This is a genomic window from Streptomyces sp. NBC_01237, assembly GCF_035917275.1.
Lineage (GTDB): Bacteria > Actinomycetota > Actinomycetes > Streptomycetales > Streptomycetaceae > Streptomyces.
Genome location: NZ_CP108508.1, coordinates 7,312,133 through 7,325,668, shown reverse-complemented (window position 1 = coordinate 7,325,668; position 13,536 = coordinate 7,312,133). Strand labels below are relative to the sequence as shown.

General features: G+C 70.4%; 14 protein-coding genes. 6 read left to right on the top strand and 8 right to left on the bottom strand.

Annotated features, from left to right (window positions below; all coding sequences use genetic code 11):
* Positions 1 to 4: 4 nt before the first annotated feature.
* The 7 genes from OG251_RS32505 to OG251_RS32475 all read right to left on the bottom strand — a co-directional run bounded on the left by OG251_RS32505 (position 5) and on the right by OG251_RS32475 (position 5,408).
* The gene (locus OG251_RS32505; RefSeq protein WP_326680444.1) at positions 5 to 1,405 is read right to left on the bottom strand and encodes a nucleobase:cation symporter-2 family protein; all 1,401 of its coding nucleotides are present in this window, start codon (positions 1,403 to 1,405) and stop codon (positions 5 to 7) included.
* A 68-nt stretch (positions 1,406 to 1,473) separates the two neighbouring features.
* Positions 1,474 to 2,397: a factor-independent urate hydroxylase gene (gene pucL / locus OG251_RS32500; protein WP_326680443.1), complete on the bottom strand. Its 924-nt coding sequence runs from the start codon at positions 2,395 to 2,397 to the stop codon at positions 1,474 to 1,476.
* A 5-nt stretch (positions 2,398 to 2,402) separates the two neighbouring features.
* The gene (uraH, locus tag OG251_RS32495; protein WP_326680442.1) at positions 2,403 to 2,792 is read right to left on the bottom strand and encodes a hydroxyisourate hydrolase; all 390 of its coding nucleotides are present in this window, start codon (positions 2,790 to 2,792) and stop codon (positions 2,403 to 2,405) included.
* 20 nt (positions 2,793 to 2,812) lie between these two features.
* Complete coding sequence (uraD, locus tag OG251_RS32490) at positions 2,813 to 3,319, bottom strand: 2-oxo-4-hydroxy-4-carboxy-5-ureidoimidazoline decarboxylase (RefSeq protein ID WP_326680440.1); 507 nt, start codon at positions 3,317 to 3,319, stop codon at positions 2,813 to 2,815.
* Positions 3,320 to 3,474: 155 nt separating this feature from the next.
* Complete coding sequence (locus OG251_RS32485) at positions 3,475 to 3,876, bottom strand: helix-turn-helix domain-containing protein (protein WP_326680439.1); 402 nt, start codon at positions 3,874 to 3,876, stop codon at positions 3,475 to 3,477.
* The gene (locus OG251_RS32480; protein ID WP_073719362.1) at positions 3,873 to 4,124 is read right to left on the bottom strand and encodes a hypothetical protein; all 252 of its coding nucleotides are present in this window, start codon (positions 4,122 to 4,124) and stop codon (positions 3,873 to 3,875) included. The genes OG251_RS32485 and OG251_RS32480 overlap by 4 nt, the downstream gene beginning before the upstream one ends.
* A gap of 108 nt (positions 4,125 to 4,232) precedes the next feature.
* The gene (locus tag OG251_RS32475; RefSeq protein WP_326680438.1) at positions 4,233 to 5,408 is read right to left on the bottom strand and encodes a lactonase family protein; all 1,176 of its coding nucleotides are present in this window, start codon (positions 5,406 to 5,408) and stop codon (positions 4,233 to 4,235) included.
* A gap of 215 nt (positions 5,409 to 5,623) precedes the next feature.
* On the opposite strand from OG251_RS32475, the gene OG251_RS32470 reads away from it, so the two are divergent.
* From OG251_RS32470 to OG251_RS32460, 3 genes are all read left to right on the top strand, one after another.
* Positions 5,624 to 6,445: a TIM barrel protein gene (locus OG251_RS32470; protein WP_326680437.1), complete on the top strand. Its 822-nt coding sequence runs from the start codon at positions 5,624 to 5,626 to the stop codon at positions 6,443 to 6,445.
* Between the two features lie 49 nt (positions 6,446 to 6,494).
* Complete coding sequence (locus OG251_RS32465; protein WP_326680436.1) at positions 6,495 to 7,388, top strand: 2-hydroxy-3-oxopropionate reductase; 894 nt, start codon at positions 6,495 to 6,497, stop codon at positions 7,386 to 7,388.
* A gap of 190 nt (positions 7,389 to 7,578) precedes the next feature.
* Complete coding sequence (locus OG251_RS32460; protein WP_326680435.1) at positions 7,579 to 9,036, top strand: catalase; 1,458 nt, start codon at positions 7,579 to 7,581, stop codon at positions 9,034 to 9,036.
* Positions 9,037 to 9,747: 711 nt separating this feature from the next.
* On the opposite strand, the gene gcl is transcribed toward OG251_RS32460, so the two are convergent.
* A complete protein-coding gene (gene gcl, locus OG251_RS32455) occupies positions 9,748 to 11,532 on the bottom strand; it encodes a glyoxylate carboligase (protein ID WP_326680434.1) in 1,785 nt (594 codons plus the stop codon).
* Positions 11,533 to 11,793: 261 nt separating this feature from the next.
* Here gcl and OG251_RS32450 point away from each other — a divergent pair, with 261 nt between their 5' ends.
* The 3 genes from OG251_RS32450 to OG251_RS32440 all read left to right on the top strand — a co-directional run bounded on the left by OG251_RS32450 (position 11,794) and on the right by OG251_RS32440 (position 13,498).
* Positions 11,794 to 12,546, top strand: a complete 753-nt coding sequence (locus OG251_RS32450) for a hypothetical protein (RefSeq protein WP_326680433.1) — start codon at positions 11,794 to 11,796, stop codon at positions 12,544 to 12,546.
* A gap of 100 nt (positions 12,547 to 12,646) precedes the next feature.
* The gene (locus OG251_RS32445) at positions 12,647 to 13,165 is read left to right on the top strand and encodes a GNAT family N-acetyltransferase (RefSeq protein ID WP_326680432.1); all 519 of its coding nucleotides are present in this window, start codon (positions 12,647 to 12,649) and stop codon (positions 13,163 to 13,165) included.
* 102 nt (positions 13,166 to 13,267) lie between these two features.
* Positions 13,268 to 13,498 (top strand): hypothetical protein, encoded by a 231-nt coding sequence (locus OG251_RS32440; RefSeq protein ID WP_326680431.1) that lies wholly within the window; start codon positions 13,268 to 13,270, stop codon positions 13,496 to 13,498.
* Positions 13,499 to 13,536: the final 38 nt, after the last annotated feature.

Below are 13,536 nucleotides of genomic sequence, written 5' to 3'. Positions count from 1 at the left end.
GACCCTAGGAGGATTTGAGTGCCACAGCGCTGCGGCTGTGGGTGCCGAGATGGTGGAAGAACAGGTTGAGCAGGACCGCGACCAGCGCCCCGGCACTGATTCCGGAGCCGAGCACGGTCTGCGCCCAGGAGGGGAACCCCGCGTAGAAGGCGGGTGCGGCGAGCGGGATGATGCCCGCGCCGAGCGCCACCGCGACCAGGATGATGTTGGAGCTGTCGTCGAGGCCGGCTTCGGAGAGCGTACGGATACCGCTCACCGCGATCGAGCCGAACAGGACGATGCCGGCGCCGCCGAGTACGGGCATCGGCACGAGCGAGACGACCGCGCCGAGGACGGGGAAGACGCCCAGGACGAGCAGGGCACCGCCCGCGGTCGCCACGACGTAGCGGCTGCGCACTCCGGTCAGCGAGACGACGCCGACGTTCTGTGCGAAGGCGCTGGTCGGGAAGCCCCCGAAGACGGGGCCGAGGAGGGTGGCGATGCCGTCGGTGCGCAGGCCGCGGGTGATGGTGCGGCCGTCGGTGCGCCGTTCGCAGATCTCGCCCAGGGCCAGCATGCCGGCGGAGGACTCCGTCATCAGGACCAGCATGACGATGCACAGGGAGAGGATCGCCGCGGGCCTGAACTCGGGGGCTCCGAAGGCGAAGGGGGTGGGGAGGGCGGCGAGCGGTGCGGACTTCAGCGCGGAGAAATCGGCGAGCCCGAACGGGATCGCTGCCAAGGTGCCGACCAACATGCCTACGAGCAGGGCGACTTGCTTGACGAAACCGCGCCCGAAGCGCTGGATGAGCAGGATCACGGTCAGGGTGAAGGCGGCGAGGGCCAGATACTTCATGGCCCCGAAGTCGGCGGCACTCCTGTCGCCGCCCTGCGCCCACGCGACGGGTACCGGCATCAGCGTGACGCCGATGAGGGTGATGACGACGCCGGTGACGAGCGGCGGGAAGAACCGCAGCAGTCTCCCGAAGAACGGCCCGACGGCCAGGCAGAAGACTCCGGCGACGAGCACCGCCCCGTATATCGCGGGGAGTTGGTGCCCGGTGGCGCTGGTCTCGGCGATGGCGAGCATCGGCGCGATCCCGGCGGAGGAGGCGGCGTTGACGAACGGCAGCCGGTTCCCGGCGAAGGCTCCGACACCCAGGGTCTGCAGGACGGTGGCGAGTCCGGCGATGAGCAGACTCGCCGCGATGAGGCGGGTCATGCCGGCCGGGTCCAGGCCGACGGCCTGGCCGATGATCAGTGGAGGGGTGACGACGCCCGCGTACATGGCGGCGATGTGCTGGAGTGCGGCGGGGACGAGCCGCGAGGGGGGAAGCTTCTCGTCCACCGGGTGAACTGCCTTACCGGCAGCGGTCGGTGGGGCGGAACATGGGCCTTCTGCCGGCCCCGTTGCAGGCTGTGCCATGGGTGTTCCCTCCGGGACGTCCCGCCCCCGCCCGGCTGTGGGCGGGCGGGGGCGGGCTCAGTTCCGCGTCAGAGGTTGGTCATGTCGACCGGGATCTGCGGCGCTGTGCCGTCCCGGAGCACGGTGGCCTCGATCAGGCCGTACGGCCGGTCCGCCGCGAAGTAGACCTCATGGTCGTTCTTGAGGCCGAACGGCTCCAGGTCCACCAGGAAGTGGTGTTTGTTGGGCAGCGAGAAGCGGATCTCGTCTATCTCGCTGCGGCTGTTGATGATGCGCGAACCCATCTGGTACAGGGTCTGCTGGAGGGAGAGGGAGTACGTCTCGGCGAATGCCTGGAGCATGTGCTTGCGCGCCTGCTCGTAGGACTTCTCCCAGTTCGGCATCCGCTGCTCGTCGCTGGTCCAGTTGTACCGCCACCTGGCGGAGACCTCGGTCGCGAGGATGCGGTCGTACGCCTCCTTGAGCGTCGTGTACTGGTCCTTGACGTAGCCCCAGAACTCGGAGTTGGTCGAGTTCATCACCGTGAGGTCCTTGAGACCCGAGATGACCTCGAAGTTCTCGCCGTCGTAGGTGATCTGGGTGGTGCGGGTCTCCTGGCCCTTGCGGACGAAGGAGTGCTTGACCTCGTCGGCGCCGATGAACCGGGAGTTGCCGTCGGAGGTCGCGATGCGCTCCCAGGCGTACTCCTCGATCCTGATCCGCGCGACCTTGATCGGGCCCTGCGAGGTCACGAAGTGCCGGGCGAGGTGGATGCCGAACTGTTCGGCGGACTCTATGCCGTGCTCCTTGGCGAACGCGTACACCGTGTTCTTGGTGGTGTCGGTCGGCAGGACATGGGCGTTGGAGCCGGAGTAGTGCACATCGTCCATGTCGCCGGAAAGGGCGACCGAGACGTTCAGGTCCTTGATGTGGTGGGTGTCGCCGTCCCGCGTGATCCTGACGACGCGGTTCTCTGCTTTGCCGTACTGGTTCTGGCCGAGAATCGTGGGCATGTCTGCTAGCTCCCTCGGTAAACGGAGTAGCCGAACGGGTTGAGCAGCAGCGGTACGTGATAGTGCTCGCCCGGCACGACGGCGAACGCGATCGCCACCTCCGGGAAGAACGCACCGCTGTCCCTTACGCGGGGGGCGTCCTGCTGCGCCTCGGCTTGCTTCTTGGAAAAGTACGTCCCGGTGTCGCACACGAGACGTACGTGGGTGGTGCCCTCCGGCAGCGCCGGCAGGTCCTTGCAGCGCCCGTCGGCATCGGTGGCGGACGCGCCGAGCGTCACGTACTCCGCGCCGGCGCCACCGCGGGCGGCGAGGGACACGGCGACGGACGCGGCCGGACGGCCGATGCTGGTGTCCAGGATGTGCGTGGACACCGATGCGGTGGTGTCGGTACTCAAGACCGTCACTCTCCTTGTTCTCAAGAGTCCTGTACGAGACGGGCCAGCCGGATGCGGTTGATCTTGCCCAGCTCGGTGCGCACGTTCTCACGCTCCCGCTCGGGCGGATTCCCGATCCGGGTCCTGACCGCGTCGCGCATCTGTTCACCGGTGGCGCCGGTGGCGCAGATCAGGAAGACATGTCCGAAGCGCTCCTGGTAGGCCAGGTTCAGTTCGAGCATCTCGGTCTTGAGCTCCTCGGAGGCGCCGGCCATCCCCCGCTGTTCACGGGAGGAGGTAGGGTCCCCGGGCTTCGGGCGGCCGATCGGCGGGTGACCGGCCATCGCCTCGGCCAGATCCGCGGCGGTGAGCTCGGCCATGGCGGCGTCGCTCGCGGCGAAAAGGGCGTCGGCTGTGGCGTACGGGCGCCGGGAGAGGATGGCCCTCCCCCAGGCGGCGCCGGCACACACTTCGTGCAGCACGGCGGTGGCCTCGCTGTCCGCCAGGGTGTTGAACCGGGCCAGGCCCGGTGTGGAGCTCGAAGTCACGGGAGCCTCCGTGGCTGTTTTTCGCTGTGCGTTGTACGGGCTGCGGATAGCTAACGCCCTCGACAACATCACGTCAACACTTTGTTGAAATATCGCGAACGAAGAAAGCCGCCGTCCCGGCATCCGGACGGCGGCTTTCCTCGGTGTTCGCTCAACTACTCACCCTTGGCGGCATTTTCCCTATTCAGGTAGTTGTAGACCGTGAAGCGGCTGACCCCCAGGGCGCCCGCCACGGTCTCCACCCCATGGCGCACGGAGAAGGCACCACGTGCCTCCAGAGTCCGTACGACGGACTGCTTCGTCCGACGGTCCAGGTCGGCGAGCGGCATCCCGTGCCGTCGCTCCATCGCGGCGAGGATGTGGTCGAGCGAGTCCGAGAGCTGGGGCAGACGGACCGCGACGACGTCCCGCCCCTCCCAGGACAGCACCACATCATCGGTCTGCGCCTGTTCGGGCCCCAGCAGCTCGGCACCCATGGCGTCGACGAGCGGCTTCACCGCGGCGATCAGGGGGTGATCCACCGGGTCCAGAGGGGGGTGGTCCGCCGATGTGGTCACTGTGCGCCCTCCCCGATCACATTGACCTGGAGCGAGACCCGGGTGGCGCCGGAGGCCAGGGCCTTGCGCAGCAGGGAGTCCACCGCGGTGAGCACCTGGTCCGCTCCCCCTTCGGCCGTGTTCCCGAACGGGCCGACGTCCACGGCGTCGAGTTCGGCGGTCTGGATGACCTCACGGGCCACCACCGCGTGAGCGGGCGCCTCGTCGAGATCGAAGGGCTCGGTGGTGAACTCCACCCTCAAGCGCACTGTGCCTCCCTGTTGTCCTCGCGTGTGCTCGCCGCCGACCTGCTCCTGCGCGGCTCGGCCATGACCATAACCCGCTGGTGACCGGCCGGGCGGGCGGTCACAGCGACATCAGAGCGGCAGCACGCAGACCGCGACCGGAGCCGCCACCGGCCGACCCGCGCCGCTCAGAGCACCGTCGGCCCGGTCCACCCGGAAGACGGTGACGGTGGACGAGCGCTGGTTGGCGGCGAAGAGCAGGGCGCCGTCCGGGGAGAAGGCGATCTGACGGGGGAAGTCGCCACCGACGGGCACGGTGTCCAGCAGCCGGAGCGCCGCCCCGTCCTGCTCGACGGCGTAGCGGGTGAGGCTGTTGTGGCCCCGGTTGGCCAGGTAGGCGAAGGCCCCGTCGGCGGTGACCAGGAGCTGCGCCGGATAGCTGGTCCCGGGGCCGGTCCCGGTGGACTGGCCGGTTCCCGGGGTGAGGGTTCCGGTGACCGGGTCGTATCCGCAGACGACGGCGGTGTTGTCCAGCTCGCACGCCAGGTAGGCGAAGCGGCCGCCCGGATGGAAAGTGAGGTGGCGCGGCCCGGCCCCGGGTTTCAGCGCCGCGCGGGAGACCTCGGTGAGCGTTCCGGCGGTCGTGTCCAGGCGGTAGGTGTACACGGTGTCGTTGCCCAGGTCGACGGCGAGGACATGACCCCCGTCGGGCGAGGTGACGATCTGGTGGGCGTGCGGCCCGTTCTGACCCGGTCCCGGCGGCGGCGAGGTGTGCGTGACGAGGTCGGTGCGTTCGCCGATGGAACCGTCCGCGGCGAGGGGATGCACGGCGACGCTGCCCGAGGTGTAGTTCGCGCTGAGCAGCCACTCGCCGGTGGGGTGCACGCAGAGGTGGGTGGGGCCGGCGCCGCCGGTGTCCCGGCTGCCGAGGACCCGGTGGGCGCCGTCCGGCGCCAGCGCGACGGCCGTCACGGCACCCCGGTCCTGCTCGTCCACGGCGTAGACGGTGCTGCCCGAAGGGTGCGGGGCGAGGTACGAGGGGTTGTCGACCCCCGTGATCACGGGGCCGGTGGCGATCGCCCCGGTGGTGGTGTCGTACGTGGCCGTGCCGATGCCGGTGCCGCCTCCCTCGGCCGAGGTGTACGTACCGAGGAGGAGCGGCCGGATGGCGCGTGGGGCGCCCGGCGGCACGGGGGCGGGCCCGCCGGGGGCGGCGGTCCGGGCGGGCGCCGTGGGGGCGGCGGACAGGACGGCGCCCGCGAGCAGGGCTCCGAGGAGGCTGCGGCGGCTGGTGGCGGTGTGGTTCATGCGAGGCACCTCGTGGGGGGGGCGGTGGCTGCTTCGGATGCGTCAGCCACCCTGGCCCGCCCCGCCCCCGACGGCAAGGGGCCCCGGCACCGGCCGGGCGTGCCGTCGGCCGGCCCGAATTTCGGGCACCCCCTTGACAGCCTCGCCACCCGCCGGGCAATCTTCCGTTAAGCAGAAACTAACTTCCGCAATACGGAAGGAGCGCCGAACCCCTCATGGGATACCCGGACCAGCGCTTCGATGTGAACCTTTCGATCCTCTTCACGGAACTCCCGCTCCTGGAGCGCCCCGCGGCAGCCGCCGCGGCAGGCTTCACGGCGGTCGAGCTGTGGTGGCCCTGGATCGAGACCCCCACCCCGCCGCAGGCGGAGCTCGACGCCCTCAAGAAGGCGCTCGACGATGCCGGCACCCAGCTGGTGGGACTGAACTTCTACGCCGGACAGCTGCCCGGCCCCGACCGCGGCGCGCTCTCCGTGCCCGGCGCCGAGTCGGACCGCTTCCGCGCCAATATCGAGGTGGCGGCGGCGTTCGCCGCCTCGGTGGGCTGCACCGCGCTCAACGCGCTGTACGGCAACCGCGTCGACGGCGTGGACCCTGCCGTCCAGGACGAACTCGCCCTGGAGAACCTGGTACTGGCCGCCCGTGCGGCCGACCGGATCGGGGCGGTCCTGCTGATCGAGACCCTGAACAAGCCGGAGTCACCGCTCTATCCACTGGTGAGCGCACCGGCCGGGATCGAGATCGTCGACAGGGTCAACGCGGCGACGGGCCTGGGGAACGCGAAGTTCCTGCTGGACCTCTACCACCTGTCGATGAACGGCGAGGACCTGAGCCAGGTGATCAAGACGTACGCCGGGAAGACCGGCCACGTCCAGATCGCCGACAACCCGGGCCGCGGCGCGCCGGGCACCGGCTCGCTCCCGCTGGAGCGGCTCCTCGACGAGCTGACCGAGGCCGGCTACGCGGGACGGGTCGGCCTGGAGTACAAGCCGGGCGACCGTCCCAGCGCCGAGTCCTTCGGGTGGCTCCCCCGGTAGGGGCGGCCGAACTCCCTCACGTACACCCGTTTTTCAGGAAGGCACCCTCATGAGCAACAACCTCCCCAAGGTTGCGTGGATCGGGCTCGGCATCATGGGCTCCCCCATGTCCGAGAACCTGGTCAAGGCCGGCTACGACGTCACCGGGTACACCCTGGAGCAGGACAAGATCGACCGCCTGGTCGCGGCCGGCGGCAAGGGCGCCCCCTCGATCGCCGACGCCGTCGCGGACGCCGATGTCGTCATCACGATGGTGCCCGCCTCCCCGCAGGTCGAGGCCATCGCGTACGGCCCCGAGGGCATCCTGGAGAACGCGAAGCGCGGCGCGCTGCTGATCGACATGTCCTCGATCACCCCGCAGACCTCCGTGGACCTCGCGAAGAACGCCCTGGACAAGGGATTTCGCGTGCTGGACGCCCCGGTGTCCGGCGGCGAGGCGGGCGCGGTCGAGGCCGTTCTCTCGATCATGGTCGGCGGCGAGCAGGCCGACTTCGACACGGCCCGGCCCCTGCTGGAGGCGCTGGGCAGGACGATCGTGCTCTGCGGCCCGCACGGGTCCGGCCAGACCGTGAAGGCCGCCAACCAGCTGATCGTCGCGGTCAACATCCAGGCGTGTGCCGAGGCCGTGGTCTTCCTGGAGAAGTCCGGCGTCGACCTCGCCGCCGCGCTCGACGTCCTCAACGGCGGTCTGGCCGGTTCGACCGTACTGACCCGTAAGAAGGACAACTTCCTCAAGCGCGACTTCGCCCCGGGATTCCGGATCGATCTGCACCACAAGGACATGGGGATCGTCACGGACGCCGCCCGCAATGTCGGTGCCGCGCTGCCCGTCGGCGCCGTCGTCGCCCAACTGGTCGCCTCCCTGCGCGCGCAGGGTGACGGCGGCCTGGACCACTCGGCCCTGCTGCGCTCCGTCGAGCGCCTCTCCGGCTCGCAGGTCTGACACCCGGCCCCGTCACGGGGCCCCATGAACTCCGGGTCGCGGTGGCGCTGACACCTGTCCTGTCGCGCCCAGGCGCCGCCGCGACCCGGAACCTCACCCTTCACTTTCAACAAACTGTTGACGCGTCGTTCATGGCGAACCTACGCTCCTCAAGCCGTCAGCAGCTCCGTACGGAAGGTCATCCCGACATATGGCTAAGCGTGTGCTCACGACCGAGTCAGGCGCCCCGGTCGCCGACAACCAGAACTCCGCCACCGCCGGCGTCGGTGGACCGATCCTCCTCCAGGACCAGCACCTCCTTGAGAAGCTCGCCCGCTTCAACCGTGAGCGCATCCCGGAGCGCGTGGTGCACGCCCGCGGCTCCGGCGCCTACGGCTACTTCGAGGTGACCGACGATGTCACCGGCTTCACCCGCGCCGACTTCCTCTCCGAAGTGGGCCGCCGCACCGAGACGTTCATACGTTTCTCCACGGTGGCCGACTCGCTGGGCGGCGCCGACGCCGTCCGCGACCCGCGCGGCTTCGCCCTCAAGTTCTATACGGACGAGGGCAACTACGACCTGGTCGGCAACAACACCCCGGTGTTCTTCATCAAGGACCCGATCAAGTTCCCCGACTTCATCCACTCGCAGAAGCGCGACCCGTTCACGGGCAAGCAGGAACCGGACAACGTCTGGGACTTCTGGGCGCACGCCCCCGAGGCCACGCACCAGGTCACCTGGCTGATGGGCGACCGCGGCATCCCCGCCTCGTACCGTCATATGAACGGCTACGGCTCGCACACCTACCAGTGGACCAACGCCCAGGGCGAGGCCTTCTTCGTCAAGTACCACTTCAAGACCAACCAGGGCGTGCGTTCCCTCGCCGCCGACCAGGCCGCGGAACTCGTCGGCAAGGACGCCAACTCGCACCAGACTGACCTGCTCCAGGCCATCGAGCGCGGCGTCAACCCGTCCTGGACGCTGCATGTGCAGGTCATGCCGGCCGCGGAAGCCACGGACTACCGCTTCAACCCGTTCGACCTCACCAAGGTGTGGCCGCACAGCGACTACCCGCTCCAGCGGGTCGGCCGGCTCGTGCTGGACCGCAACCCGGACAACGTCTTCGCCGAGGTCGAGCAGGCCGCGTTCTCCCCGAACAACTTCGTGCCCGGCATCGGTCCCTCCCCGGACAAGATGCTCCAGGGCCGGCTGTTCGCCTACGCGGACGCGCACCGCTACCGGCTGGGCGTCAACCACACCCACCTCCCGGTCAACGCGCCCCGGACGGCCACCGCGGACAACTACGGCCGCGACGGTCTGATGGCCACCCGCAACGGCTCGCGCCACGACAAGAACTACGAGCCCAACTCGTACGACGGTCCGGCGCAGACCGGCGCGGCACTCGCCGCCCCGCTCGCCGTCCAGGGCTGGACCGGCACGCACGAGGCGCCCGCCCACACCAAGGACGACGACTTCTTCCAGGCGGGCGAGCTGTTCCGGCTGATGTCCGAGGACGAGAAGGGCCGGCTGGTCGCCAACATCGCCGGGGGTCTCTCGCAGGTCACCCGTGACGATGTGATCGAGAAGAACCTCGCCCACTTCCACGCCGCCGACGCCGACTACGGCAAGCGTGTGGAGGAGGCCGTCCGCGCCCTGCGCGAGGACTGAGCCTCTCCCCCATGAACCCTGCCCGCGCCGCGCACCCGGATGAGGGGTCCGCACGGCGCGGGCAGGACGAGGCCGCGGTCGCCGAGCGATGCCAGTGCGGTGGTGACGGGTGCGGGGTCCGCCTTCTGACCTGAAGGAGGCGGGGTTCCGGGCCGATCGCCGGCGCCGCGGTCCCTGTCGGGGCCTGTGCTGTCGAGGGCACGGAGTACGGGTACGTCCCGTGCTCCGTGCCCTTTCTTTGTGTCCTCAAGCGCCGGACGGGCTGGGGTGGGCGCCTCCCGGACCGGGGCTCGGGGTTCCGTCCTCAAGCGCCGGACCGGCTGCCATGAGCGCCTCCCGTGCCGGGGCTCGGGGTTCCGTCCTCAAACGCCGGACCGGCTGGGGTGGGCGCCTCCCGTGCCAGGGCTCGGGGTTCCGTCCTCAAGCGCCGGACCGGCTGCCATGAGCGCCTCCCGTGCCGGGGCTCGGGGTTCCGTCCTCAAACGCCGGACCGGCTGGGGTGGGCGCCTCCCGAACCGGGGTTCAGGGTTCCGTCCTCAAGCGCCGGACCGGCTGGGGTGGGCGCCTCCCGAACCGGGGCTCAGGGTTGCGTCCTCAAACGCCGGACCGGCTGGGAGGGGCGGGGTGGGCTCTGCGTCCTTGGGCGGCCGGGCATGGGCAGGGCCCCTCCCCTGGGCTTCGGGGGGAGGGGCCCTGCTCGTTCCGGTGTGGTCAGGACACCGTCAGCGGGCGGATCGCGGTGGGTGCGTGGCCCGGCTCCGTCGCGATGTCCTCGAACTCGTTGACCGACGCGATGTCCGTACCGCTCATCGCGATGTTCGTGACCCGCTCCAGGATCGCCTCGACGACCACCGGCACCCGGAACTCCGCGGCCAGCTTCTTCGCCTCCTCGAAGGCGGGCAGCAGCTGGTCCGGCTCGGTGACCCGGATCGCCTTGCAGCCGAGGCCCTCGACGACCTTGACGTGGTCGACGCCGTAGACGCCGAGCTCCGGCGAGTTGAGGTTCTCGAACTCCAGGTTGACCTGGAAGTCGATGTCGAAGTTGCGCTGGGCCTGGCGGATGAGGCCCAGGTAGGAGTTGTTCACCAGGACGTGGACGTACGGGATGCGGTGCTGCGCGCCGACGGCCAGCTCCTCCAGCATGAACTGGAAGTCGTAGTCGCCCGAGAGCGCGACCACGGTGCCGTCCGGGTCCGCGGTGGCGACGCCCAGCGCGGCCGGGATGGTCCAGCCGAGCGGACCGGCCTGGCCGCAGTTGATCCAGTGGCGCGGCTTGAAGACGTGCAGCATCTGGGCGCCGGCGATCTGGGAGAGCCCGATGGTGGTGACGTAGCGGGTCTCGGGACCGAAGGCCCGGTTCATCTCCTCGTACACGCGCTGCGGCTTGAGCGGCACGTTGTCGAAGTGGGTCCGGCGCTGCAGCGTGGCCCTGCGCTCCTGGGTGGAGGCGGCCCAGGCCGAACGGTCCTTGAGCGTGCCAGCGGCCTTCAGTTCGCGTGCCACCTCGACGAAGAGTTCCAGCGCGGCCCTGGCGTCGGAGGCGATGCCGAGGTCGGGGGCGAAGATCTTGCCGAGCTGGGTGGGCTCGATGTCGACGTGGACGAACGTACGGCCCCGCGTGTAGACGTCCAGCTTGCCGGTGTGACGGTTCGCCCAGCGGTTGCCGATGCCGAGGACGAAGTCGGACTCCAGGAAGTTCGCGTTGCCGTAGCGGTGCGAGGTCTGGAGGCCGACCATGCCGGCGTTCAGCTCGTGGTCGTCGGGGAGGATGCCCCAGCCCATCAGGGTCGGGACGACCGGGACGCCGGTCAGCTCGGCGAACTCCACCAGGAGCGCGGAGGCGTCGGCGTTGATGATGCCGCCGCCCGCGACGAGCAGCGGGCGCTCGGAGGCGTTCAGCATCTCGATGGCCCGCTCGATCTGCCGGCGGGTCGCGGCGGGCTTGTGCACCGGCAGCGGCTCGTACAGCTCGGGGTCGAACTCGATCTCGGTGAGCTGCACGTCGATCGGCAGATCGATGAGGACCGGACCGGGACGGCCCGTGCGCATCAGGTGGAAGGCCTGCTGGAAGACGCCGGGGACCTGCGCGGCCTCCAGCACCGTGGTGGCGGCCTTGGTGACCGGCTTGGCGATCGACGCGATGTCGACGGCCTGGAAGTCCTCCTTGTGCAGGACCGCGGTCGGGGCCTGGCCGGTGATGCAGAGGATCGGGATGGAGTCGGCGATGGCGGAGTACAGGCCGGTGATCATGTCGGTGCCCGCCGGGCCCGACGTACCGATGCAGACGCCGATGTTCCCCGCCCCGGCGCGGGTGTACCCCTCCGCCATGTGGGAGGCGCCCTCGACGTGGCGGGCCAGGGTGTGGTGGACGCCGCCGGACGCCTTGAGTGCCGCGTAGAACGGGTTGATCGCCGCACCCGGCACACCGAACGCGTTGCTGACGCCTTCGCGCTTGAGGATCTCAACTGCCGCTCGGGCAGCGGTCATACGAGGCATTGAGTGCTCCTGCTCGGGCTGGGTGGAGTCGGGCTCTGTCGCGCCACCTGAGAGCACCAATTCCGTATTACGGAAGTTTAGTTCTGCTATACGGAAGCAATCTAAAACGCGGTGCGTCAGCCGTCAAGGGAGCGCGGGGCCACCGGACCCCACGGAGTACGGCGATTCCCTCCCCAGGGCCTCGCTCTTGGTGGACGATGACCGTGACGGCGGGGCCACGCGACGCGAACGCCCCGCAGGACGTACCGGAGGGAGACGACCGTGGAGTCCGTGCCGGTACGGTGTCCCGCCTGTGGCCGCGGCCACGCGTACGCCGCACCGGCCTACCCCTGCCCGTGCGGCAGCCCGACCGCCCCGCCGCTGCTGCGCGGCGCCCCGGCCGAACCGCTCACGCACCGCACCTGGGACGACGACTGGGTGACGGTGCGCTGCGCCGGGTGCGGACGCCTGGACCAGTGGCCGCAGCCGGAACTGTGCTGCCCGTGCGGGACGGTGCTGCGCGTTCCGGTCCGCCCGGTCACGGCCGCGCGTACGGACACCCCGGCGCCCGGCGCCGATACCGCCGCACCTCCCGACAGGACCGGAGCGGTCGGCCCCTCCCACATACCGCTGCCCCGCACGGCCGCCCATCCGCGGCCGTCCTTCCACCCGACGGCGATCCGCACCGGCCGTGACGCGGTGAACGCTGCCGCCCGGTATCTGGCATGGCTGGGCTACCGCGAGATCACACAGCCCCCGGAGCGGCCCGCGTCCCGGATCGACCTGCGGGCGGCGGGGGTCGTCGCCCAGGTCGACGCGGGCACCCGGCCGGCCACGCCACGCGATGTGGAGTGCCTCTGGCTGAACGCCCTGAACGCTTCGGCGGCGGGCGTGTTCTTTTCCATGGCCGGCTACACCGAGGACGCCGGGGCGCGCGCGGACGGCCTGGGCATTCCGCTCTTCGTCCTGGATCCCACCGGGACACCGCAGCCGGTGAACAGCCCCGCGGACGAACTGATCAGCACCGGCGCCTGAACCCGCCCGAGCGGTTCCGCCAGGACCGGACAACGAACGACAGACACCGGATACCGGTCGCCGCATACCGGCGACCGGCGTCGCTCGCCATACTGGACGCATGCGTATCCGCCCCGCCAGACGCGCCGACCTCCCCCTGCTCCAGGACATCGAGCGCGCCGCAGGCGAACCGTTCCGCACCCTCGGCATGGCCTCCGTCGCCGACGACGACCCGCCGCCCCTCACCCTGCTGGAGAGCTACCGGCGGGCGGGGCGCTGCTGGGTCGCCACCGATCCCCTGGAGACCACCGACGACCGCCCGGCCGGCTATCTGATCGCCGACCCCGTCGACGGCGCCTTCCATATCGAACAGGTCTCGGTCGACCCGGCCGCCGCCCGTCGCGGCATCGGCCGCGCCCTCATCGACCACCTCGCCGCATGGGCGGCCGAACGGCGGCCGGCGCCGCTCACCCTGACCACCTTCACCGATGTCCCGTGGAACGCCCCGTACTACGCGCGCATCGGCTTCCGGACCCTCAGGGAGGGCGAACTCACCGATGGGCTGCGCAAGATCCGGGCGGAGGAGGCGGAACACGGCCTGGACCGCTGGCCTCGGGTCTGCATGCGCCGCGAGCCCTGAGAGGCGGGTCCGCCCGCGCCGCGCACCCCGAAATCCCGGGCGCGCCGACTCCGGGCGCGCACCGAGGGGGTCGCTGTCAGTGGCGGCAAGTAAGCTGAGCGCATGGTCTTAACTCCACGGCGCTCCATACCCTCCGGCCCGGCCCTGCCCGCTGCCCCGTCCGTCGACGAGGCCAGCCAGGCCGACCAGGCCAACGAAGCCATTCGCGCGCTCGTCGACGCCGGAGCCGGTCAGGACTGGTCGTCCGTGGAGTCGGCGAAGTACGAGGTGCTGCTGATCGAGTGGGCGGCCGCGACCCGGACCGCGGGCCCGGACATCATCGAGGCCGCCTGACCCACCGGGACGGGACGGCCGCGCACCGGCACCGCCCG